Here is a 21,823-nt window from a genome sequence, read left to right as displayed (position 1 = left end):
TGGCTAGGGTGCGCGGCATGGACTTCTCGCCGTCCCCCCGCGCCGCCGACCTGACCGAGCGCGTGCGCGCCTTCCTGGCCGAGGAGGTGGAGCCGGCCGAGCCGCAGTACCACGCGGATCTCGCCGAGGCCCGCGCCCGCGGCGAGGCCTGGATCCCGCTGCCGCTCATCGAGGAGCTCAAGGCCAAGGCGCGCGAGCGCGGCCTGTGGAACCTCTTCCTGCCCAAGGAGCACGCCGGGGAGTACGCCGCGCGGTTCGGCACCGACGGCGGCGAGGGACTGACCAACGTCGACTACGCCCCGATCGCCGAGCTCACCGGCCGCTCGGCCATCGCCCCGCTGGTGCTGAACTGCAACGCACCCGACACCGGCAACATGGAGGTGCTGCTCCGCTACGGCAGCGAGGAGCAGAAGCGGGACTGGCTCGAGCCGCTGCTCGACGGCCGGATCCGCTCGGCGTTCACGATGACCGAGCCGGGCGTCGCGTCCTCGGATGCGACCACCATGGAGGCGACCGCGGTCGTCGACGGCGACGAGGTCGTCATCAACGGCCGCAAGTGGTGGTCGACCGGCGTCGGCCACCCCGACTGCAAGATCTTCATCTTCATGGGGCTCACCGACCCCGACGCGGACCGGCACCGCCGGCACTCGATGGTCCTCGTCCCGCGCGACACCCCGGGCGTGAAGATCGAGCGGCTCCTGGACACGATGGGCATCTACGACGAGCCGCTCGGCCACGGCGAGGTGTCCTTCACCGACGTCCGCGTCCCGGCCGCCAACATCATCAGCGGCCCCGGCGAGGCGTTCGCGATCGCCCAGGGCCGGCTCGGCCCCGGCCGCGTCCACCACTGCATGCGGCTGATCGGCCTGGCCGAGATGGCGCTGGAGCTGGCCTGCAAGCGGGGCCTGGAGCGCACCGCGTTCGGCAAGCCGATCATCAACCTCGGCGGCAACCGCGAGCGGATCGCCGACGCCCGGATCGCCATCGACTCCGCCCGCCTGCTCGTGCTCAACGCCGCCTGGAAGCTCGACGTCGGCGGCCCGGCCAACGCGCTCTCGGAGGTCTCCCAGATCAAGGTGGCCGTGCCGAACATGGCCCAGCAGGTCATCGACCTGGCCATGCAGATCCACGGCGGTGGCGGCCTCTCCAGCGACTTCCCGCTCGCCGCGGCCTGGACCGCCGCCCGCTCGCTCCGGCTCGCCGACGGCCCCGACGAGGTCCACCGCGGCGTCGTCGCGCGCATCGAGCTCGGCAAGCACGGCGCCAAGCGATGACCGGCCAGCAGGCCGGCCAGCAGCAGCGCGTCCTGGTCACCGGCGCCGCGTCCGGCCTGGGCAAGGCGCTGACCGAGGCGTTCCGCGCGCGGGGCGACGAGGTGCTGGCCACCGACCGCGCGGAGGCCGACGGCGTGGACCTGGTCCTCGACGTCACCAGCGACGCCGACTGGGCGGCCGCGGTCGACCACGTCGAGCGGACCTGGGGCGGCCTCGACGTGCTCGTCAACAACGCCGGCGTCGCCGGGGGCGGCCGGCTCGACGTGGCCACCCTCGAGGAGTGGCAGTGGATCACCGAGATCAACCTGTTCGGCGCGGTCCGCGGGACGCGCGCGTTCGTGCCGCTGCTCAAGCAGCAGGGCTCGGGGCGGATCGTCAACGTCGCGTCGCTGGCCGGCCTGGTGCACCCGGGCGGGATGGCGTCGTACAACGCGGTCAAGGCGGCCGTCGTCGCGCTCACCGAGACCACCGGCCACGAGCTCGCGTCGTACGGCGTGAGCGCGCACGTGGTCTGCCCGTCCTACTTCCGCACCAACCTGATGAGCTCGCTGCGCGGCAACGACACCGCCCTCGGTGCGGTGATGAGCAAGCTGGTCGAGGAGTCCCCGACGACCGCGGAGGAGGTCGCCGCGGCGGTGCTCGAGGGGATCGACCGCGGTGACGAGGTGATCCTCCCCGACCCGGCGGCGCGGGACGCCTACGCGCTCAAGGTCGGCGACCGGGCGACGTACGACGCCGTCATGCGCGCGCAGGCCGCCAAGCTCGACCGGATGGGGCAGGCGTGAGCGCCGACGACACCGGCAACCCGGCGAAGCCGGTCCGCGAGGAGGACGCCTTCGACGCCGCCGCCGTGAGCGCCTGGCTGGAGGCCATCGGCGCGGGCGTCGGCCCGATCGAGGAGGTCCGCCAGTTCAGCGGCGGCGCGTCCAACCTGACGTACCTGCTCCTCGCCGGCGACCGCGAGCTGATCCTGCGCCGCCCGCCGGCCGGGCGGAAGGCGGCCGGCGCGCACGACATGGGCCGCGAGCACCGCATCCAGTCCGCGCTCGCGCCCGTCTTCCCGTACGTCGCCGCGATGGTCGGGCACTGCACCGACACCTCGGTGATCGGCTCGGAGTTCTACGTCATGGAGAAGGTCCCCGGGCTGGTCCTGCGCTCGGAGTTCCCCCGCGAGGTGAGCGCCGAGGAGGCCGACGACCTGTGCGCGCGGGCGCTCGACGTCCTGGTCGCGCTGCACTCCGTCGACGTGGCCGCCGTGCCCGAGCTCGCGGACCTCGGCCGCGGCGAGGGGTACGTCGACCGGCAGGTGCGCGGGTGGGTCGGCCGGATGGCCGACGCGCGCACCGAGGACACCGGCGACTGGTCCGACGTGATGGCGTGGATCGAGGAGCACCGGCCCGCGGACGTGGCCCAGGTGCTGATCCACAACGACTTCCGCTTCGACAACCTCGTGCTCGACGACAGCCAGGGGCGCCTCGAGGTGCGCGCGGTGCTCGACTGGGAGATGGCCACCGTGGGGGACCCGCTCATGGACCTCTCCTCGACGCTGGCCTACTGGGTCGAGGCTGCCGACGACGACCTGTTCCAGCTCTTCCGCCGCCAGCCGACCAACGCCCCGGGCATGTGGACCCGCGACCAGCTGGTCGAGCGGTACTGCGCGCGGATGGGCTTCGAGATCACCGCCGAGCAGCGGCTGTTCTACGAGGTCTTCGGGCTGTTCCGGCTGGCCGTCATCGCCCAGCAGATCTGGTACCGCTACGTCCACCGGCAGACCACCAACGAGTCCCACGCGGTGCTCGGCCAGGTGGTGGCCTACCTCGAGGCGCGCTGCCGCCGGCTGATCGCCGAGCACCCGGCCGACGCACCCACCGGGGGTGCCGCCTGATGGGCGTGCTGATCCTGGTCCGGCACGGGCAGGCCTCCTTCGGTGCCGAGGACTACGACGTGCTCTCCGCGACCGGTCACGAGCAGGCGCGGCTGCTGGGCGCCCACCTCGCCCGGCACGGGGTGAAGCCGGACGTCGTCGTGCGCGGCGACATGCGCCGCCACCGCGAGACCGCCGAGGGGATGCTCGAGGGTGGCGGCTGGTCGGCCGACGTCGAGGTCGACGCCGGCTGGGACGAGTTCGACCACCTCGGCGTCGTCGCGGCCCACCCCGACCTCGTCACGGGCACCGAGGACCGGCGCGCCTTCCAGCGCGCCTTCGAGGAGGCCACCGCCCGGTGGTCCGCCGGCGGCGACGACGACGTGGCCTACCCCGAGCCGTGGCCGGGCTTCCTCGCCCGGGTCCGCGGCTCGCTCGAGCGGTCCTGCGCACAGGCCGGCCCCGGCGGCACGGTCGTCGTGGTCACCTCCGGCGGCCCGATCGCGGTCGCCGCCGCCGCGCTGGTCGACCCGGACGGCGACGACGCCACGACCGCCCGGTTGTGGAGCCGGTTCAACACGGTCGTCGTGAACTCCTCCTACTCCCGCGTCGTCGTCGGCTCCACCGGCGCCCGGCTGCTCACCTTCAACGAGCACGCCCACCTCGAGGGGGACGTCCTCACCTACCGCTGACCGCGCCGAAGCGGCACTCCTGCAGGGTCGAGGTGGCACCCCTGCAGGGTCGAGGTGGCACTCCTGCAGGGGCGGCGCTCACATCAGCTTCTTGAACACCCCGAGCGGGGCGTGCTTCATCACGACCGAGAGCGGGGCACAGGGCAGGCGCGGGACGCAGGCGGAGTCGACCTGCTTCTCGATCGCCTCGACCATCGCGCGGACGCCGACGTCGGTGGGCACCATCATCTTGGTCTTCTGGGCGACCTTCTCGTTCATCTCCGAGGCGATGTAGCCGGGGTAGAGCACGGTCACCTTGACCGTCCGCCCCAACGGCTTGCCGTGCAGCTCGTTGCGGATGCCCTCGGCGAGGTGCGCCGCACCGATCTTGGTGGCGGCGTACGTCGTCATCGTCTTCGGCATCCCGCGCATGGCCGACATCGAGGAGACCATCACCAGGTGGCCGGCCTGCTGGTCGCGGAAGGCCTCCATCGCGGCCTCGGTCTGGGTCAGCGCGCCGACGAAGTTGGTCATCGCGGTCTCCCGGTTGGCGGCCTGGCCGCCGGTGCCGAGCGGCGCGCCCTTGCCGAGGCCGGCGTTGACCACGACCCGGTCGAGCGAGCCGAGGTCGTGGCGGAAGGCGCGGAAGGTCTCGAAGACGGCGTCCTCGTCGAGCACGTCGAGCGTGCGCACCTCGACCCGGCGGTCGGGGTGGGCGGCGAGGATCTCCGCACGCAGCTCGGTCAGCCGCTCCTGCCGGCGGGCGCAGAGGGCGAGGTCGTCCCCGCGCGCCGCGAGCTGGCGGGCCATCTCCGCGCCGAGACCGCTGGACGCGCCGGTGATGAGAGTCGTCGTCATGCGCGCAGTCTGCCCTGCGGTTCCCGGTACGCCGCCGCGGCCCGACGCCGCCCCGACACTGCCCTGACGCAGCGACCGGGTGAGCGGATGCATACGTGGTATACATACTCGGTATCCATCAAGGCGGAGGTCGGACCATGTCGGTGAAGCAGGCGCTCCTGGCGCTGCTCGAGCAGGGGCCCATGTACGGCTACCAGCTGCGCAGCGAGTTCGAGCAGCGGACCGGGGCCACCTGGCCGCTGAACGTCGGGCAGGTCTACACGACGCTGACCCGCCTCGAGCGCGACGGCCTCGTCGAGGGCGCGGGCGACGACGGCGAGGGACACGTGGTCTACCGGATCACCGACACCGGCCGCGAGGAGGTCGCCGCCTGGTTCACCACCCCGGTGGCCCGGACCCAGCCGCCGCGCGATGAGCTGGCGATCAAGCTCGCGCTCGCCGTGACCGTGCCCGGCGTCGACGTCGGCGCCGTCATCCAGCAGCAGCGCAGCGCCACGATGACCGCGCTGCAGGACTACACCCGGCTCAAGCGCAGCGGCCGCGCCGCCCGCCCGGTCGAGCCGGCCGACCTCGCCTGGAGCCTGGTCCTCGACTCGCTGGTCTTCGACGCCGAGGCCGAGGTGCGCTGGCTCGATCACTGCGAGGCCCGGCTGCGCCGAGCGGCCCTGGAGCGCCCCGCGGCACCCGAGGCCGCCGAGACGACCACCCCCACGAGCACGGAGCAGGAGCGGACCCGATGAGCGCGCTGACCGAGGTCGACCACGACCGGCTCCGCCGGGCCGAGCAGCGCTGGCTGCGCCAGTCCGCCGAGCGGCTGCGGGCCGCGGCCACCCGCCGCGGGGCCGCGAAGCGCACGACCGGGGCGGGGGAGGCCCGATGAGCGCCGTGCTCCACCTCGAGCAGGTCACCCGCGTCCACGGCGAGGGGGACACGGCCGTCCACGCGCTGCGCAGCGTCTCGTTCTCCGCCCACGCCGGCGAGCTGGTCGCGGTCATGGGCCCCTCGGGCTCGGGCAAGTCGACGCTGCTGACCCTGGCCGGCGGGCTGGACCGGCCGACCTCCGGCACGGTCGCCGTCGAGGGCGTCGACCTGGGCTCGCTGCCGCCCGCGGAGCTCGCGCGGATGCGGCGTACGTCGCTGGGCTACGTCTTCCAGGACTTCAACCTCATCCCCGCCCTCACCGCGGCCGAGAACGTCGCCCTCCCGCGGGAGCTCGACGGCGAGCGCGCCCGCGCCGCCCGCCGGCACGCGCTCGCGGCCCTGGAGGAGGTCGGGATCCCCGAGCTCGCCGACCGCTTCCCCGACGAGATGTCGGGCGGCCAGCAGCAGCGGGTCGCGATCGCCCGGGCCATCGTGGGCGAGCGGCGCCTGGTCCTGGCCGACGAGCCGACCGGCGCCCTGGACACCGAGACCGGCGAGGAGATCCTGCGCCTGCTCCGGGCGCGCTGCGACGCCGGCGCCGCGGGCGTGCTGGTGACCCACGAGGCGCGGCACGCGGCCTGGGCGGACCGGGTGGTGTTCCTCCGCGACGGGGTGGTCGTCGACGAGACCGGATCCTCGCCGGTCGACGCGCTGCTGGACCAGGAGGCCGCCCGGTGAGCTGGGCCGCCGGCTGGCGCCCCGCCCTGCGCATCGCCCGGCGCGAGGCGCGCCGGGCCCGGGCCCGCACCGCCCTGGTGCTGGTCATGATCGCCCTGCCGGTGCTGGCGGTGACGGCCGCGGCCGTGGTCATCGCGACCGAGGACGTCGGTGGCACCGAGGCCATCGAGCGCCGCATCGGCGCCGCGGACGCCCGGGTCGACATCAAGCGCGGCGCGCGGAGCGCGGACCAGGCGCCCGACCCGGACGACGTGGCCAGCTGGTCCACCGGCGGGCGCGGCGCGCCGACGCCGGGCGTCGCGGAGATGGAGCAGGCCCTGGGCCGCGACGTCCCGGCGCTGCCCTGGCGGCAGGCCCGCCTCGCGGTCACCACCGAGCGCGGCGTGCTCGACGCGGAGGCCTCCGAGGTCGACCTGGCCGACCCGTTGGCCGAGGGGCTGTTCCGGCTCGAGGACGGCCGCCTGCCGCGGGCGGCCGACGAGGTCGTCGTCAACCGGGCGCTGGCCGAGCGGGGCTTCGGCCTCGGCGAGCAGGTCGAGCTCGCCGACGGTGGCCGCTTCGAGGTCGTCGGCCTGGGGGAGTCGACCTCGTGGCGTACCTCGCCGGTCCTGGTCGGCCCCGGCCCGGGCCTGGTCGGCTCCCGGGCCGAGACGACGTCCTGGCTGGTCGGCGGGGGGCCGGTCACCTGGTCCGACGTGCGGGCGCTCAACGGCCTCGGCGCGCTCGTGGTCAGCCGTGCCGTCCTGGAGGACCCGCCGCCGGCCTCCGCGGTGCCCGAGGAGATCGGCTACCCCGGTGGCACCGACGACGTGTGGCTGGCGATCGTGGCGCTGGTCGCGGTCATGGTCCTCATCGAGGTGGTGCTGCTCGCCGGCCCGGCCTTCGCCGTCGGCGCGCGCCGCCAGGCGCGCACCCTCGCCCTGCTCGCCGCCTCCGGCGGCACCCCCCGCCAGGCCCGCCGCGTCGTGCTCGCCGGCGGGCTTGTGCTCGGCGGTCTCGGCGCCGTGGTCGGGGTCGGCCTCGGGCTCGGGGCCGGGGCGCTCGCGGCGCGGGTGCTCCAGTCCTACTCCGACCAATGGCTCGGCCCGTTCGACGTTCCCTGGCTCCAGGTCGGCGGGGTCGCGGCGTTCGGCCTGGTCAGCGCCCTGCTCGCCGCCGTCGTCCCGGCCTGGCTGGCCTCGCGCCAGGACGTCGTCGCGGTGCTGGCCGGCCGTCGAGGCGACCCGAAGCCCTCGCTCCGCTCCCCGCTGCTCGGCGTGGTGCTGCTCGGCCTCGGCGCAGCCGGCTCGGCCTTCGGCGCGCTCCAGGGCCCGGGCGGGGAGCTGCTGATCGCGGGCTCCGCGATCCCCACCGTCCTCGGCATGGTGCTGCTCGTGCCGGTGGTCCTCGCCGCGCTCGCCCGGGTCTCCCGGGGCCTGCCGCTGGTCCTGCGGTACGCCGTGCGCGACGCCGCCCGGCACCGCACCCGCACGGTCCCGGCCGTCGCCGCGGTCGCCGCGACCGTCGCGGGCGTGGTCGCCCTCGGCATCGCCAACGCCAGCGACCGCGCCCAGAGCGAGGCGCTCTACAGCCCCCAGCTGGCGATGGGCGACGGGATCGTCCGGGGCCCCCTGACCAGCGACGCCGACTGGCGACGGGTGCAGCAGCGGGTCGAGTCGGAGGTCGCCGGTGCGGTGCGGCCCGCGCGCGGCGTGAGCGAGGTGGTCGAGGGCGACCTCTACCGCGATGTCGCGGTGCGCGCGTCCGGTGGAGGTTCCCTGTTGTCCGCGTACGGCGGCGTCGCCGGGACCTCCCTGCTGGTCGACGACACCGTGCCCGCGTTCGTCGCCCAGGCGCTGGCGCCCGGTGAGCTCGACCGGGCCGAGGCCGCGTTGGCGGCCGGCCGGGCCGCCGTCCTCACCGACCGCCGCACGGTGCGGGCCGAGTCGGTCCGGTTGCGGGTCGTCGAGCACCCCATGGCCGGCGGCCGGGGGCGGGTCGTCACCCGGGCGGAGCTGCCCGCGGCGTTCGTGCGGGTGCGCGGCTTCGACGCGCCCGTCCAGGCCGTCGTGCCTCCCGTGCTCGCGGAGCGGGCCGGGGTCGAGGTCGGCACCGTCTCGCTGCAGGTCGAGGGGCCGGTCAGCGAGGACGTGCAGCGGGACGTCGACGAGGCGGTCGCGGGGATCGACCCCGACCTCGACCTCTACGTCGAGCGGGGCTTCGCCGCCGACGACGACACCTGGATCCTCATGGTCGTGCTCGGCGCGCTCGGCGGCCTGCTCATGCTGGGCGGCACGCTGACGGCGACGTCGCTCGCGCTCTCCGACGCCCGGCCCGACCTCGCGACGCTGGCGGCGGTGGGCGCGGCGCCGCGGACCCGACGGGCGGTGGCCGCGGCGTACGCCCTGGTCGTCGGGCTGGTGGGAGCGGTGCTCGGAGCGGTCGTCGGCGCGGTGCCGGGGGTGGCGGCGGCCTACCCCCTGACCAGCAACGAGTGGTCGGGCTACGGGCCGGGCGGCGACGCGCTGCCCGACCACTTCCTCGCCGTCCCGTGGTTGCTGGTGGCGGTCATCGTGGTCGGGCTGCCGCTGCTGAGCGCCGGGCTCGTGGCCCTGACCAGCCGCAGCCGGCTCCCGCTGGCGGCGCGGCTCGACTGACACAGGCGGCCGGGCGGGAGTGAGCAGCCACAAACAAACAGTCACGCTTGACTGTTTGTGGTCCGCAGCGTCATGCTGACGTCGTGAGCACCCCGTCCGGCAGCACCCGCCTGAGCCAGGAGGAGCGGACCCGCGCGATGCGGGCCCGCCTGCTCGAGGCGACGGTGGAGCTGCTGGTCGAGCGCGGCTTCAGCGGCACGTCGACGACCCTGGTCAGCGAGCGGGCCGGGGTCAGCCGGGGCGCCCAGCTGCACCACTTCCCGACCAAGAACGCGCTGGTCGTCGCCGCCGTCGAGCACCTCTCCGACGTACGCCGCGAGGAGCTCGCGGCCGCGGCCGCGGCCCTGCCGACCGGCCGGCGGCGCACCCGCGCCGTGCTGCACATGCTCGGGGACCACTTCGCCTCGCCGCTCTTCGTCGCCGCCCTCGAGCTGTGGGTCGCCGCGCGCACCGACGAGACGCTGCTCGAGGCCGTCGCCCCGCTCGAGCAGCGGATCGGCCGCGAGACCCACCAGATGGCCGTCGAGCTGCTCGGGGCCGACGAGTCCCGGCCGGGCGTCCGCGAGCTGGTGCAGGCCACGCTCGACCTGGTCCGCGGCCTCGGCCTGGCCAACACGATCACCGACGACGCGCGCCGGCGCCGCCGGATCCTCGACCAGTGGGCCGACACGCTCGACGAGGCCCTGGCCGGGGGAGCCCGCGACGCCCGCGACGCCCGTGACACGGAGGGGGAGCGATGACCCTGCTCGAGGACCTGCTGGCCGACCTGCGCGCGGAGGGCGACCAGCTCGCCGCCGTCGTGAGCGGCCTGGACGCCGACGGCTGGGCGCGACCCACCCCTGCGCCGGGCTGGTCGGTCGCGACCCAGGTGGCGCACCTGGTGTGGACCGACGAGGTGGCCCTGCTCTCCGCGCTGTCCGCGGCCGGGGACGAGACCGCCACGGTCGCCTGGACCGCGCTCGTCGGGCAGGCCGCTGCCGACCCCGAAGGCTTCGTCGACGCCGGCGCCCACGAGATCGCCCGGTTGGCCCCGCAGGCGCTGTTGACCCGCTGGGGCGCGGCCCGCGTGGCGCTCGCCCGCGTGCTGCGCGACCTCCCGGCCGGGGTGAAGATGCCGTGGTTCGGCCCGCCGATGTCGGCCGCCTCGATGGCGACCGCGCGCTACATGGAGACCTGGGCGCACTCCCTCGACGTCCACGAGGCGCTCGGCCTCGAGCCGACCGTGACCGACCGGGTGCGCCACGTCGCGCACCTCGGCGTCCGCACCCGCGACTTCTCCTTCGCCACCCGCGGCCTGACGCCGCCCACCGAGGAGTTCCGCGTCGAGCTGGCCGCGCCCGGCGACGCGACCTGGGCCTGGGGCCCCGAGGGCGCCGCGCAGTCGGTGACCGGCTCGGCCGCGGACTTCTGCCGCCTGGTCACCCAGCGCGTGCACCGCACCGACACCGACCTGGTCGCCGTCGGCGCCGACGCCGACCGCTGGCTGGACGTGGCCCAGTGCTTCGCCGGGCCCCCGGGAGAGGGGAGGCGGCCCCGTGGCTGACCCGACCCCCACCACCGGCCCGATCCGGATCGGCAACTGCTCGGGCTTCTACGGCGACCGGCTCTCCGCGATGCGCGAGATGCTCGAAGGTGGCCAGCTCGACGTGCTCACCGGCGACTACCTCGCCGAGCTGACCATGCTCATCCTGGGCAAGGACACGATGAAGGACCCGTCCCTGGGCTACGCCCGGACCTTCGTGCGCCAGCTCGAGGACTGCCTCGGCCTCGCGATCGAGCGCGGCACCCGCATCGTCAGCAACGCCGGCGGGCTCAACCCCGCCGGGCTGGCCGACAAGGTCCGCGAGATCGCCCGCGGCCTGGGCCTCGACGTCGCGGTCGCCCACGTCGAGGGCGACGACGTCCGCGCGCTCGGCCCTGCGATCGGCGCGGAGGGCGCGCTGACCGCCAACGCCTACCTCGGCGGCTTCGGCATCGCCGCCGCCCTGGGCGCCGGCGCCGACGTCGTGGTCACCGGCCGGGTCACCGACGCCAGCCTGGTCGTCGGCCCCGCCGCCGCGCACCACGGCTGGACGCCGTCGTCGTACGACGAGCTGGCCGGCGCGGTCGTCGCAGGCCACGTGCTCGAGTGCGGCACGCAGGCCACCGGCGGCAACTTCTCCGGCTTCCGCGAGCTGATCAAGAGCGGCCGGATGGACCCGACGCGGCCGCTCGGCTTCCCGATCGCCGAGGTCGCCGCCGACGGCTCCAGCGTCATCACCAAGCACGCCGGCACCGGCGGCGCGGTCACCGTCGACACCGTCACCGCGCAGCTGGTCTATGAGATCCAGTCCACCCGCTACCTGGGCCCCGACGTCACCACCCTGCTCGACACCGTCCGGCTCGAGGAGGTCGGCGAGGACCGGGTCGCGGTCACCGGCGTTCGCGGCGAGGCCCCGCCCGAGCAGCTCAAGGTCTGCGTCAACGAGCTCGGCGGCTTCCGCAACACCGCGGAGTTCGTGCTCACCGGCCTCGACGTCGACGCCAAGGCCGACTGGCTGCGCGAGCAGCTGGCCCCCGCGTTCACCGCGGAGTCGGTCGACTGGACCCGCACCGCGCTCCCGCCCGCGGACGCCGACACCGAGGAGGGCGCCTCGGCCCTGCTCCGGGTCACCGTCATGGACCCCCAGGCCGGCCCGGTCGGCAAGGCGTTCACCGGCCCCGCGGTCGAGCTCGCGCTGGCCTCCTACCCCGGCTTCACCATGACCGGGCCGCCCGCCCAGCCCACGCCGTACGGCGTCTACCGCCCGGTGTACGTCGACCGCGCGGACGTCACCCACACGGTCGTCCATCCCGACGGCCGGCGCGAGGTGGTGCCCGACCCGCCGACGGCCCCCGCGGCCGCGGCCGAGGAGGCGGCCGACGCCGGCCGGCGGCCCTCGCCGTACCCGGCGCCGCTGGACTCCCTGACCCGCCGGGCCCCGCTCGGCACCTTCGTCCACGCCCGCTCGGGCGACAAGGGCGGCGACGCCAACCTCGGGCTGTGGGTCGCCCGGACCGGTGACGCCGCGCTGGACGAGGCCCGCACCACCTGGCTGGCCAAGCTGATCACCCCGCGCAAGGTGCGCGAGCTGGTCCCCGAGGCCGCCGACCTCCCGCACGACGCCGTGGAGGTCTACCTGCTGCCGAACCTCGGCGCGGTGAACGTCGTCATCAAGGGCCTGCTCGGGCGGGGGGTCGCCGCGTCGACCCGCTTCGACCCTCAGGCCAAGGGGCTCGGCGAGTGGGTCCGCTCGCGCGTCGTGCACGTCCAGGAAGGACTGCTGTGAACAACCAGGCGACCCAGAACCAGAGCGAGAACCCGAGCGACCACCGGCAGGCGCTGACCGAGCTGGGGGCGGAGTTCACCCGCCGCGAGGTCGCCCCGCGCCTCGCGGAGTGGGAGGCCGCCCGGGAGGTCCCGCGCGAGCTGCACCGCAGCGCCGCCAAGCAGGGCCTGCTCGGGATCAGCTTCCCCGAGGAGCAGGGTGGCGAGGGCGGCGACCTGCTCGACACGGTCGCGCTCCAGGAGGGGATGCTCTCCGCCGGTGCCTCCAGCGGGCTGCTCTCCGCGCTGTTCACCCACGGCATCGCGCTGCCGCACACGTCCGCGCACGGCTCGCCCGACCTGGTCGACCGCTACGTCCGCCCGACGCTGGCCGGGGAGAAGATCGGCTCGCTCGCCATCACCGAGCCCGGCGGCGGCTCCGACGTCGGCAACCTGCGCACGACCGCGGTGCGCGATGGCGACCACTTCGTCGTCAACGGGTCGAAGACCTTCATCACCAGCGCCACCCGCGCGGACTTCGTGACCACCGCGGTGCGCACCGGCGGCCCGGGCGCCGGCGGGGTCAGCCTGCTGGTCGTCGACACCGACACGCCCGGCTTCAGCGTCACCCGCAAGCTGGAGAAGATGGGCTGGCACTGCTCGGACACCGCCGAGCTGTCCTACGTCGACGTGCGGGTGCCGGTGGGCAACCTGGTCGGCGAGCAGGACGCCGGCTTCTGGTACATCGCCGAGCAGTTCGTCGTCGAGCGGATGGCCATCGCCGTCCACGCCTACGGCATCGCCGCCCGGTCGCTCGCGCTGGCCAAGGAGTACTGCCAGCAGCGCGAGACCTTCGGCGAGCCGCTCATCAAGCGCCAGGTCGTGCGGCACAAGCTGGTCGAGATGCACCGCCAGGTCGAGGTCGCCCGGGCCTACACCCACGCGGTGGCGCGCCGCCACGTCGCCGGCGAGAGCGTCATCGCCGAGGCGTGCCTGGCCAAGCAGACCGCCTGCGAGACCGCGACCTTCGTCTGCCACGAGGCCGTCCAGCTCTTCGGCGGCGCGGGCTACATGAACGGCACCGAGGTCGAGATGCACTACCGCGACGCCCGCCTGCTGCCCATCGGCGGTGGCGCCACCGAGGTGCTCACCGACCTCGCCGCCAAGCTGCTCGGCTACACCAAGTGAGTGGCGGGGTGACCGAGGCCGAAGGCGGGGTGACCGACCGCGCGGCCCCGACGAACCGGGAGGCGATGCTCACCAAGCTCGCCGACCTCGACGCCGAGCACGCGAGGGCGGTCGCGGGCGGCGGCGAGCGGTACGTCGAGCGCCACCACGCCCGCGGGAAGCTCACCCCCCGCGAGCGGATCGAGCTGCTCCTCGACGAGGGCTCGGCCTTCCTCGAGCTCTCGCCGCTGGCCGGCTGGGGCTCGGACTTCACCGTCGGGGCCAGCGTGGTCACCGGGATCGGCGTCGTCGAGGGCGTGGAGTGCCTCGTCGTCGCCCACGACCCGACCGTCAAGGGCGGCGCGTCGAACCCGTGGACGCTGAAGAAGATCTTCCGCGCCAACCAGGTCGCGGAGGAGAACGGGCTGCCGACCATCTCCCTGGTCGAGTCCGGCGGCGCGGACCTGCCCACGCAGAAGGAGATCTTCATCCCCGGCGGGCGGCTCTTCCGCGACCTCACCCGCTCCAGCGCCCGCAAGGAGCCGACGATCGCGCTGGTCTTCGGCAACTCCACCGCCGGCGGCGCCTACGTCCCCGGCATGTCCGACTACACCGTCATGGTCCGCGAGCAGGCCAAGGTCTTCCTCGGCGGCCCGCCCCTGGTCAAGATGGCCACCGGCGAGGAGGCCGACGACGAGTCGCTCGGCGGCGCGGAGATGCACGCGCGCACCTCCGGCCTGGCCGACTACCTCGCCGAGGACGAGCGCGACGCCATCCGCATCGGCCGGCGCATCGTCGCCCGGCTCAACTGGCGCAAGGCGGTCGACCGGCCGGCGGCGGTGACGTACGCCGAGCCCGACGCCGACCCCGACGGCCTGCTCGACCTGGTCCCCGCCGACCTCAAGGAGCCCTTCGACCCCCGCGAGGTCATCGCCCGCGTCGTCGACGGGGTCAGCACGGGGAACGGCGTCGCCTTCGACGAGTTCAAGCCGCTCTACGGCACCTCGCTGGTCACCGGCTGGGCCCGCATCCACGGCCGGCCGATCGGCATCCTCGCCAACGCCCAGGGCGTGCTGTTCTCCGAGGAGGCGCAGAAGGCGACCCAGTTCGTCCAGCTCGCCAACCAGACCGACACCCCGCTGCTGTTCCTGCACAACACCACCGGCTACATGGTCGGCCAGGAGTACGAGCAGGGCGGGATCATCAAGCACGGCGCGATGATGATCAACGCGATCTCCAACTCCACCGTGCCGCACCTGACCGTGGTGATGGGCGCGTCGTACGGCGCCGGCAACTACGGCATGAACGGCCGCGCCTTCGACCCCCGGTTCCTCTTCACCTGGCCCTCGGCGAAGTCCGCCGTCATGGGCCCGGCCCAGCTCGCCGGGGTGATGAGCATCGTCGCGCGGGCCGCGGCGGAGGCGAAGGGCCGCGACTTCGACGAGGCCGGCGACGCCGCGATGCGGCAGTTCGTCGAGGCCTCGATCGAGGAGCAGAGCCTGCCGTTCTTCCTCTCCGGGATGGTCTACGACGACGGGGTCATCGACCCCCGCGACACCCGGACCGTGCTCGGCATCTGCCTGTCCGTCATCGAGAACAAGCCGATCGTCGGCACCGACCGCTTCGGCGTCTTCAGGATGTGAGCCGGATGATCACCAGACTCCTCGTCGCCAACCGCGCCGAGATCGCCGGCCGCGTCTTCCGGACCTGCCGCGACCTCGGCATCGAGACCGTCGCGGTCCACTCCGACCCCGACGCCCACCTGCCCTACGTCCGCGAGGCCGACCTCGCCGTGCGGCTGCCCGGGTCCACGCCGGCCGAGACCTACCTGCGCATCGACCTCGTGCTCGACGCCGCCCGGCGGGCGGGCGCGGACGCGGTCCACCCCGGCTACGGGTTCCTGTCCGAGAACGCCGACTTCGCCCGCGCCGTCCTCGACGCCGGGCTGGTCTGGGTCGGCCCCGCGCCGGAGTCGATCGAGGCGATGGGCTCCAAGATCCGCGCCAAGGAGATCATGCGCGCCGCCGGCGTACCCGTCCTCGAGGCGCCCGAGCAGCCCACCGACGCCGACCTGCCGCTGCTGGTCAAGGCCTCCGCCGGCGGCGGTGGCCGCGGCATGCGCGTCGTGCGCACGCTGGCCGACCTGGGGACCGAGGTCGCCCGGGCCCGGGAGGAGGCGGCCTCGGCGTTCGGCGACGGCACCGTCTTCGTCGAGCCGTACGTCGAGCGCGGCCGCCACGTCGAGGTCCAGCTGGTCGGCTCCGTCGTCTTCGGCGATCGCGACTGCTCGGTCCAGCGCCGCCACCAGAAGGTCGTCGAGGAGTCGCCCGCCCCGGGCATCCCCGACGAGGTCCGCGCCGCCATGCACGAGGCGGCACGCACGGCCGCCGAGGCGATCGACTACCGCGGCGCCGGCACCGTGGAGTTCCTCTACGACCCGGCCACCGAGCGGTTCTGGTTCCTGGAGATGAACACCCGGCTCCAGGTCGAGCACCCGGTCACCGAGCTGGTCCACGGGGTCGACCTGGTCGCCCTCCAGCTGCGCGCCGCCGAGGCCGGCCCGTCCGCGGGGCAGGCTGGTGTTCTCCAGGCCGGCCTGCCGCAGGGTCACGCGATCGAGGTGCGGCTCTACGCCGAGGACCCGGCCGCGGACTACCAGCCGCAGAGCGGCACCCTGACCACCTTCGAGGTCCCGGCCGCGCCGGGCATCCGCGTCGACGCCGGCTTCGCGTCCGGCTCGGAGGTCTCGACCCACTACGACGCGATGCTCGCCAAGGTCGTCGCGCACGCGCCGACCCGCGAGCAGGCCGCGCGGACGCTCGCCGGCGTGCTCTCCCGCGCCCGCATCCACGGCCTGGTCACCAACCGCGACCTCCTGGTCGACGTGCTCCGCTCGCCGGCGTTCCTCGCCGGGGACCTCAGCACCGCGTTCCTGGGTGATCGAACGTTCGACCAACGCCCCGAGCATCCCCAGGACCCCGACGCCGCCGTCGCCGCGGCCCTCGCGCTCGCCGAGCGGGCCGGCGCGGCCCGCGCCGTCCAGCGCGGGATCCCCGTGGCCTGGCGCAACGTGGTCAGCCAGCCCCAGCGCACGGAGCTCGAGCAGCGCGACGGCACGGTCACCACGGTCGAGTGGCTGGGCACGCGCGACGGGTACCTCGTGGACGGGCTCGCCGTCGTCGCGGCGGCCCCGAGGCAGGTCACGCTCGAGCGGGACGGCGTGCGGACGACGTACGACGTCGTGGTCGGCGGGCCCGCGGGCGCCGAGACCGTCGACGTGGACTCGCCGCGCGGTCACGTCCGGCTGGTCCGGGTGCCGCGGTTCGTCGACCCCGCCGACCAGGTCGCCAGCGGCAGCCTGCTCGCGCCGATGCCCGGCACGGTCGTGCGGGTCGCGGTGGAGCAGGGACAGCAGGTCCGGGCGGGCGACCCCGTCCTGGTCCTGGAGGCCATGAAGATGCAGCACACCGTGGCGGCGCCGACCGCCGGCACGGTCACCGAGCTCCCGGTCACCACCGGGCAGCAGGTCGCAGCCGGCGAGGTGCTCGCCGTCGTCGAGGAGGAGCAGGCATGACCACCACCCCCATCGCCCACGCGTTCGCCGAGCCCGAGGAGCGCCAGGAGCTGCGCAAGGCGGTCTTCGCGCTGGCCTCGAAGTACGGCCACGAGTACGTCGCAGAGAAGGCCCGCACCGGCGGCAAGACCACCGAGCTGTGGCAGGACATGGGCCGCCACGGCTTCCTCGGCGTCAACATCGCCGAGGAGCACGGCGGCGGGGGCGGCGGCATGGGCGACCTGTCGGCGGTGCTCGAGGAGGCCGCGGCCGCCGGCGCGCCGATGCTGATGATGGTGGTCTCCCAGGCGATCTGCGGCTCGGTCATCGGCCGGTTCGGCACCGAGGAGCAGAAGAAGCGCTGGCTGCCCGACATCGCCTCCGGCGCCTACACGATGGCCTTCGCCATCACCGAGGCCGACGCGGGCTCGAACTCCCACAACATCACCACCACCGCCACGCGCGACGGCGACGGATGGGTGCTCAAGGGCCAGAAGACGTGGATCTCCGGCGTCGACGAGGCCCAAGGCATCCTCGTCGTCAGCCGCGCCGCCGACGCGAAGACCGGCAAGCTCAAGCCCTGCCTGTTCGTCGTCCCGACCGACGCGCCGGGGCTGGAGAAGCAGCCGCTGGAGATGACCTTCGACGCCCCCGAGAAGCAGTGGACGCTGTTCTTCGACGACGTCCGGCTCCCCGCCGACGCGCTGGTCGGCGACGAGGACGCCGGGCTGCTCCAGCTCTTCGCCGGGCTCAACCCCGAGCGGATCATGGGCGCGGCGTACTCCAACGGCATGTCGCGCTTCGCCCTCGCCAAGGCCGTCGAGTACGCCAAGACCCGCAAGGTCTGGAAGGACCAGCCGATCGGCACCCACCAGGGCATCGCGCACCCGCTGGCGAAGGTCAAGATCGAGCTCGAGCAGTCCCGGCTGCTGCAGCAGAAGGCCGCCGCGCTCTACGACGCCGGTGATGACATGGGCGCGGGTGAGTACGCCAACATGGCCAAGTACGCCGCCGGCGAGGTCGCCTGCAACGCCACCGACATCGCCGTGCACACCCACGGCGGCTCCGGGCTGACCCGCGAGCTGGGCCTGGCCAACATGCTGGTCGCCGCCCGCCTCGGCCGGATCGCCCCGGTCAGCCGGGAGATGATCCTCAACTTCGTCGCCATGCACTCCCTGGGCCTCCCCAAGTCCTACTGAGGCCCCGCGCTGTTGGTTGAGCAGCGAGCGCCAGCGTCCCCCGTTGGTTGAGCAGCGAGCGCCAGCGAGCGTGTCGAAACCCGGTGAGGGATCTGCGGCCTCAGGCTCTGCGCCTCTCACGGGGTTTCGACACGGTCGGCGCTGGGGCGCCTCCCTGCTCAACCAGCAGGAAAACGCCGGCGTCCTCCGCTGTTGGTTGAGCAGCGAGCGCCAGCGAGCGTGTCGAAACCCGGTGAGGGACCTGCGGCCTCGAGCCCTGCGCCTCTCACGGGGTTTCGACACGGTCGGCGCTGGGGCGCCTCCCTGCTCAACCAGCTGGAAAGCGCCGGCGCCAGCGAGCGTGTCGAAACCCGGTGAGGGACCTGCGGCCTCAGGCCCTGCGCCTCTCACGGGGTTTCGACACGGTCGGCGCTGGGGCGCCTCCCTGCTCAACCAGCGGGAAAGCGCCACCCGGTGAGATGCCCGCGGCGCCGGGGTGCCCGCGGGTGTGGACGCGGACGCGGGCGGGTATGCAGCCGACATGCCCAGCCCGCGCACCGAGCCCTTCGTCACCGGGGACGAGGCGGCCGAGCAGGTGGCGAGGGACCCGTTCTGGTCCGTCGTACGCCGCCGGCACCCCGACGTCGACGTCGTCGTCCTGCCGGCCACCGCTGCGGCCCGGCCGGACCCCGCTGAGGTCGCCGCTCTCCCCGCGGTGGACCCGGCCGCAGAGGCCGAGCGCGGCGAGGCCGACGCCCGCGCGACGTGGGCGGTCCTCGTCGGCGCCGAGCCGAGCGACGTGCGGGGGCGCTGGACGGCCGGGCGCGCCGCCGGCACGTCCCGCCTCGAGACCACGCTCCGGCTCGACGACGTCGACCCGACCGCCGCGGTCGCCGCCGTGGGGCGCGCCGGGGAGACCCTGACCGGCGAGGGCTGGCACGTCCTCGCGCCGGCCGACGGCCTGCCCCGCGCCCTCGCCGGCCGCGGCACCGGGCTGAGCCGCACCGAGCTCCAGCTGGTGCACGCGCCGGCCGAGGCCCGCCTCGTGCTCCGCCTCCGCTCGGCCGACGTCCACCTCGCCGAGCCGACCGAGCCGACCGAGCCGACCGAGCCGACCGGGGAGGCCCACGCGTGAGCACCATGGGCGCCGACTACAACCAGCTCTCCCTCGGCAGCACCAACTGGCTCGCCCTCGCCGAGCTGATGACCTCCACCTCCCGCGACCTCGCCGGCCAGGGCACCGGCGCGCTCGCCCCAGGCGTGCAGTCCGCGGCGCAGGCCTTCCTCACCGCGTGGTCCGGGTACGCCGCGGAGAGCTCGACGCTCGCCACCGGGTTCGCCGACGCGCTCGACGCCCGGGTCACCGACTACAGCACCACCGACCAGGGCGCCGAGAGCGGGTTGACCGACCTCGACGGACGTCTGGGGCCGGCCCGATGAGCGTCGTGATCGAGGTGCCACCGTCCCAGCCGGAGACCGTGGTCAAGCCCGAGGGCAACCCGGCGGGGGCCGACACGCTGGCCGAGGGGCTCTACACCGCGGCGGGCCGCTACGAGGAGTTCTCCGACGAGACCGCGCAGATCCAGTGGATCGGCGGCTGGTACGGGGACGCTGCCGACGCCTACCGCGAGGCGACCACCGAGGCCGGCGGCGAGCACGCGTCGATGGCGACGACGGTGCAGCGCGTGGCGCGGGCGGTGACGGCGTACGCCGACACCCTCCGCGACCTCCTGCGCACCTACGAGGAGCAGGTCGACCGCAAGGAGGCGCTCGACGGCCGGCGCACGGCGCTCATCGCCGACATCAACGCCACCGCCGAGGCGACGCCCGAGGTGGTCGCGGCGCTGCGGGAGCGGGCGACCGAGCTGCGGGGCGACTACGCCGAGCTGGTCACCGACCACGACGACCTCCAGCGGCGGGTCCGCGAGGCCGAGACGCTGCTGCGGCAGGCGTTCGAGGCCGCGACGTCCCTGGACGAGGCGCTCTCGGCGGACGGCGGCGTGCCGCAGTCGGCCCAGAACGCGATGGACAAGCCGGGCGCCCCGGGCTCCGGGGCGACCCCCGAGCAGGTCCGCGACTGGTGGGACGGGCTCACCGAGGCCGAGCGCGAGGCCGTCGTCACGGCCTACCCCGAGCGGATCGGCGCGGCCGACGGGCTGCCCGCCGCGGTCCGCGACGACGCCAACCGGGTCGTCCTCGACGACGACCTCGCGACGCTCGGCTCCAAGGCCGAGGACGGCACCATCTCCCCCGCCGAGGAGCGCGTGCTCGCCAACGCCGAGCAGGCGCGCCAGGCGCTCGAGGACGCCGACGCCTTCGAGGACCCGATCACCGGGGAGCGCCCCGGCGGGCTGCTGCACCTCTACGACCCCGGCGCCTTCGACGGCGACGGCCGGGTCGCGATCGGGGTCGGCGACCTCGACACCGCCGACGACGTCGCGGTCTTCACCCCGGGCATCACGACCACGATGGGCGACACCACCAGCTACACCGGCCAGATGATCAACCTCTACGAGTCGACCCGCTACAACGGGGACGGCTCGTCGGTGGCGACGCTGTTCTGGCTCGGGTACGACGCGCCCGACGCGTTCTACGATCCCGCCACGGCCACCGAGGGCCGGGCCGAGGACGGCGGGCGCCGGCTCGCGGACATGGTCGACGGGCTGCGCGCCTCCCGGCCCGACGACCCGGCCCACCTGACCGCGATCGGGCACAGCTACGGCTCGACCACGACGTCGTACGCCGCCGGGGACTTCGACCTCGCCGCCGACGACGTGGTGCTCATCGGCAGCCCGGGCGCCGGCCCCGCGGGGAACGCCGGGGACTTCAGCGTCGGGGCGGACAACGTCTACGTCGGCCGCGACAGCCGCGACATCGTGGCGGTGCTCGGCGACGAGGGCTGGATCGGCAAGGGCGGCCTCGGGCTCGGCACCGACCCCTCCTCCGACGACTTCGGCGCGACCCGGTTCGAGGCCGAGGACGTCGACCGGGGCCCGATCCGCAACTGGGACGACGCGCACGGCTCCTACCTGCACCACGACAGCGAGTCGCTCTACAACATCGGTCTGATCGTCGACGGGCACGGGGACCAGGTGAACGTCGCCGAGCACAGCTACGACCCCTGGTACGACGTCGCCCGCGACCCCGAGTGGGACCGCGACCCGTCCAGCGACGTGCCGGGCGAGTCGCAGACGCGGGACCGCAGGATGGTGCCGTGAGGCGGCTGGCCGGACTGGTGCTGGCCCTGACGACGACGGGAGTGCTGATGGCCGGCTGCGGCGACCCGAAGGTGTCCCCGGAGGAGGGCGCGGAGGGCACGGCCGCCTCGCGCGCCGAGGTCGAGGAGGCGGTGCGGGAGGTCGCCGACGTCGCGCGCGGCGCCGGGCTGGAGGTGGGGAGGCTGACCGGCGGGTGGTCGGTCTGCACGCCCGAGCCGCCGTCCCTGGAGTACGACGCCGGCGGTGGCGGCGATCCGGGCGACCTGTCCCCGGCCGCGATGGTCGCGAAGGTGACCGACGCGCTCGAGGCCGCCGGCTGGAAGGTCGAGAACGCCGGCACCGACCCCCGCCCCTACGGAGTCCTCACCCGGGGAGACCTGCGGGCCAGCGTCGGCGTCTCCCGTCGCTACCCCGGCCAGGTCACCGTCGGCGTCGTCGGCCCCTGCGTGGACACCACGAACGAGCAGGACGACCTGCTGGGCGAGACCTACGACGTGCCGCTGGACTGAGCGCCCCGCG

General features: G+C 74.6%; 20 protein-coding genes. 19 read left to right on the top strand and 1 reads right to left on the bottom strand.

All coding sequences use genetic code 11. From position 1 onward, the window contains the following. Window positions 1–17: 17 nt before the first annotated feature. From HPC71_RS20200 to HPC71_RS20185, 4 genes are read left to right on the top strand one after another with little or no spacing between them, the layout of a single operon-like run. On the top strand, window positions 18–1,274 hold the full coding sequence (locus HPC71_RS20200; RefSeq protein ID WP_154616546.1) for an acyl-CoA dehydrogenase family protein: 1,257 nt from the start codon (window positions 18–20) through the stop codon (window positions 1,272–1,274). Then, window positions 1,271–2,059: an SDR family NAD(P)-dependent oxidoreductase gene (locus HPC71_RS20195; RefSeq protein WP_154616547.1), complete on the top strand. Its 789-nt coding sequence runs from the start codon at window positions 1,271–1,273 to the stop codon at window positions 2,057–2,059. Before HPC71_RS20200 ends, HPC71_RS20195 begins: the two co-directional genes overlap by 4 nt. Further along, entirely contained in the window at window positions 2,056–3,159 is a 1,104-nt protein-coding gene (locus HPC71_RS20190) for a phosphotransferase family protein (protein WP_171897109.1), read from the top strand. The genes HPC71_RS20195 and HPC71_RS20190 overlap by 4 nt, the downstream gene beginning before the upstream one ends. Next, the gene (locus HPC71_RS20185) at window positions 3,159–3,830 is read left to right on the top strand and encodes a histidine phosphatase family protein (protein ID WP_154612452.1); all 672 of its coding nucleotides are present in this window, start codon (window positions 3,159–3,161) and stop codon (window positions 3,828–3,830) included. Before HPC71_RS20190 ends, HPC71_RS20185 begins: the two co-directional genes overlap by 1 nt. 78 nt (window positions 3,831–3,908) lie before the next feature. On the opposite strand, the gene HPC71_RS20180 is transcribed toward HPC71_RS20185, so the two are convergent. After that, window positions 3,909–4,667 (bottom strand): SDR family oxidoreductase, encoded by a 759-nt coding sequence (locus tag HPC71_RS20180; protein ID WP_154616548.1) that lies wholly within the window; start codon window positions 4,665–4,667, stop codon window positions 3,909–3,911. Window positions 4,668–4,804: 137 nt separating this feature from the next. On the opposite strand from HPC71_RS20180, the gene HPC71_RS20175 reads away from it, so the two are divergent. From HPC71_RS20175 to HPC71_RS20105, 15 genes are all read left to right on the top strand, one after another. Next, window positions 4,805–5,407 carry a PadR family transcriptional regulator gene (locus HPC71_RS20175; protein ID WP_154616549.1) on the top strand — a complete coding sequence of 201 codons (603 nt, stop codon included), beginning with the start codon at window positions 4,805–4,807 and terminating at the stop codon, window positions 5,405–5,407. Next, the gene (locus HPC71_RS20170; protein WP_154616550.1) at window positions 5,404–5,547 is read left to right on the top strand and encodes a hypothetical protein; all 144 of its coding nucleotides are present in this window, start codon (window positions 5,404–5,406) and stop codon (window positions 5,545–5,547) included. Before HPC71_RS20175 ends, HPC71_RS20170 begins: the two co-directional genes overlap by 4 nt. Continuing rightward, a complete protein-coding gene (locus HPC71_RS20165; protein WP_154616551.1) occupies window positions 5,544–6,266 on the top strand; it encodes an ABC transporter ATP-binding protein in 723 nt (240 codons plus the stop codon). Before HPC71_RS20170 ends, HPC71_RS20165 begins: the two co-directional genes overlap by 4 nt. Beyond that, window positions 6,263–8,902 (top strand): FtsX-like permease family protein, encoded by a 2,640-nt coding sequence (locus HPC71_RS20160; RefSeq protein ID WP_154616552.1) that lies wholly within the window; start codon window positions 6,263–6,265, stop codon window positions 8,900–8,902. The genes HPC71_RS20165 and HPC71_RS20160 overlap by 4 nt, the downstream gene beginning before the upstream one ends. Window positions 8,903–8,985: 83 nt before the next feature. After that, window positions 8,986–9,642, top strand: coding sequence for a TetR/AcrR family transcriptional regulator (locus HPC71_RS20155; protein WP_253943820.1), 657 nt, complete (start codon window positions 8,986–8,988; stop codon window positions 9,640–9,642). Continuing rightward, window positions 9,639–10,445 carry a TIGR03084 family metal-binding protein gene (locus HPC71_RS20150; RefSeq protein ID WP_154616553.1) on the top strand — a complete coding sequence of 269 codons (807 nt, stop codon included), beginning with the start codon at window positions 9,639–9,641 and terminating at the stop codon, window positions 10,443–10,445. The genes HPC71_RS20155 and HPC71_RS20150 overlap by 4 nt, the downstream gene beginning before the upstream one ends. Further along, a complete protein-coding gene (locus HPC71_RS20145) occupies window positions 10,438–12,210 on the top strand; it encodes an acyclic terpene utilization AtuA family protein (protein ID WP_171897108.1) in 1,773 nt (590 codons plus the stop codon). The genes HPC71_RS20150 and HPC71_RS20145 overlap by 8 nt, the downstream gene beginning before the upstream one ends. Beyond that, on the top strand, window positions 12,207–13,376 hold the full coding sequence (locus HPC71_RS20140; protein ID WP_253943819.1) for an acyl-CoA dehydrogenase family protein: 1,170 nt from the start codon (window positions 12,207–12,209) through the stop codon (window positions 13,374–13,376). The genes HPC71_RS20145 and HPC71_RS20140 overlap by 4 nt, the downstream gene beginning before the upstream one ends. 65 nt (window positions 13,377–13,441) lie before the next feature. Continuing rightward, window positions 13,442–14,998: an acyl-CoA carboxylase subunit beta gene (locus HPC71_RS20135; RefSeq protein ID WP_154612694.1), complete on the top strand. Its 1,557-nt coding sequence runs from the start codon at window positions 13,442–13,444 to the stop codon at window positions 14,996–14,998. A gap of 5 nt (window positions 14,999–15,003) precedes the next feature. After that, on the top strand, window positions 15,004–16,929 hold the full coding sequence (locus HPC71_RS20130) for an acetyl/propionyl/methylcrotonyl-CoA carboxylase subunit alpha (RefSeq protein WP_154612459.1): 1,926 nt from the start codon (window positions 15,004–15,006) through the stop codon (window positions 16,927–16,929). Further along, window positions 16,926–18,107 carry an acyl-CoA dehydrogenase family protein gene (locus HPC71_RS20125; protein ID WP_154612460.1) on the top strand — a complete coding sequence of 394 codons (1,182 nt, stop codon included), beginning with the start codon at window positions 16,926–16,928 and terminating at the stop codon, window positions 18,105–18,107. Before HPC71_RS20130 ends, HPC71_RS20125 begins: the two co-directional genes overlap by 4 nt. A 520-nt stretch (window positions 18,108–18,627) precedes the next feature. Then, complete coding sequence (locus HPC71_RS20120; protein WP_154616554.1) at window positions 18,628–19,221, top strand: hypothetical protein; 594 nt, start codon at window positions 18,628–18,630, stop codon at window positions 19,219–19,221. Further along, window positions 19,218–19,526, top strand: coding sequence for a hypothetical protein (locus tag HPC71_RS20115; RefSeq protein ID WP_154612462.1), 309 nt, complete (start codon window positions 19,218–19,220; stop codon window positions 19,524–19,526). The genes HPC71_RS20120 and HPC71_RS20115 overlap by 4 nt, the downstream gene beginning before the upstream one ends. Then, on the top strand, window positions 19,523–21,304 hold the full coding sequence (locus HPC71_RS20110) for an alpha/beta hydrolase (protein ID WP_154616555.1): 1,782 nt from the start codon (window positions 19,523–19,525) through the stop codon (window positions 21,302–21,304). The genes HPC71_RS20115 and HPC71_RS20110 overlap by 4 nt, the downstream gene beginning before the upstream one ends. Beyond that, complete coding sequence (locus HPC71_RS20105) at window positions 21,301–21,813, top strand: hypothetical protein (RefSeq protein WP_154616556.1); 513 nt, start codon at window positions 21,301–21,303, stop codon at window positions 21,811–21,813. Before HPC71_RS20110 ends, HPC71_RS20105 begins: the two co-directional genes overlap by 4 nt. Window positions 21,814–21,823 lie beyond the last annotated feature (10 nt).

It is taken from the genome of Nocardioides marmotae, from assembly GCF_013177455.1.
In the GTDB taxonomy this organism is placed as follows: Bacteria; Actinomycetota; Actinomycetes; order Propionibacteriales; family Nocardioidaceae; genus Nocardioides; species Nocardioides marmotae.
Note: the sequence above shows the minus strand (reverse complement) of the source record. Positions and strands in the feature narration are given on the sequence as shown.

What these genes read in the sequence shown, in the direction of transcription:
- HPC71_RS20200 (WP_154616546.1), top strand. Translation starts at nt 18, where the DNA reads ATGGACTTCTCGCCGTCCCCCCGCGCCGCCGACCTGACCGAGCGCGTG.
- HPC71_RS20195 (WP_154616547.1), top strand. Translation starts at nt 1,271, where the DNA reads ATGACCGGCCAGCAGGCCGGCCAGCAGCAGCGCGTCCTGGTCACCGGC.
- HPC71_RS20185 (WP_154612452.1), top strand. Translation starts at nt 3,159, where the DNA reads ATGGGCGTGCTGATCCTGGTCCGGCACGGGCAGGCCTCCTTCGGTGCC.
- HPC71_RS20180 (WP_154616548.1), bottom strand. Translation starts at nt 4,667, where the DNA reads ATGACGACGACTCTCATCACCGGCGCGTCCAGCGGTCTCGGCGCGGAG.
- HPC71_RS20175 (WP_154616549.1), top strand. Translation starts at nt 4,805, where the DNA reads ATGTCGGTGAAGCAGGCGCTCCTGGCGCTGCTCGAGCAGGGGCCCATG.
- HPC71_RS20170 (WP_154616550.1), top strand. Translation starts at nt 5,404, where the DNA reads ATGAGCGCGCTGACCGAGGTCGACCACGACCGGCTCCGCCGGGCCGAG.
- HPC71_RS20165 (WP_154616551.1), top strand. Translation starts at nt 5,544, where the DNA reads ATGAGCGCCGTGCTCCACCTCGAGCAGGTCACCCGCGTCCACGGCGAG.
- HPC71_RS20150 (WP_154616553.1), top strand. Translation starts at nt 9,639, where the DNA reads ATGACCCTGCTCGAGGACCTGCTGGCCGACCTGCGCGCGGAGGGCGAC.
- HPC71_RS20135 (WP_154612694.1), top strand. Translation starts at nt 13,442, where the DNA reads ATGCTCACCAAGCTCGCCGACCTCGACGCCGAGCACGCGAGGGCGGTC.
- HPC71_RS20130 (WP_154612459.1), top strand. Translation starts at nt 15,004, where the DNA reads ATGATCACCAGACTCCTCGTCGCCAACCGCGCCGAGATCGCCGGCCGC.
- HPC71_RS20125 (WP_154612460.1), top strand. Translation starts at nt 16,926, where the DNA reads ATGACCACCACCCCCATCGCCCACGCGTTCGCCGAGCCCGAGGAGCGC.
- HPC71_RS20120 (WP_154616554.1), top strand. Translation starts at nt 18,628, where the DNA reads ATGCCCAGCCCGCGCACCGAGCCCTTCGTCACCGGGGACGAGGCGGCC.
- HPC71_RS20110 (WP_154616555.1), top strand. Translation starts at nt 19,523, where the DNA reads ATGAGCGTCGTGATCGAGGTGCCACCGTCCCAGCCGGAGACCGTGGTC.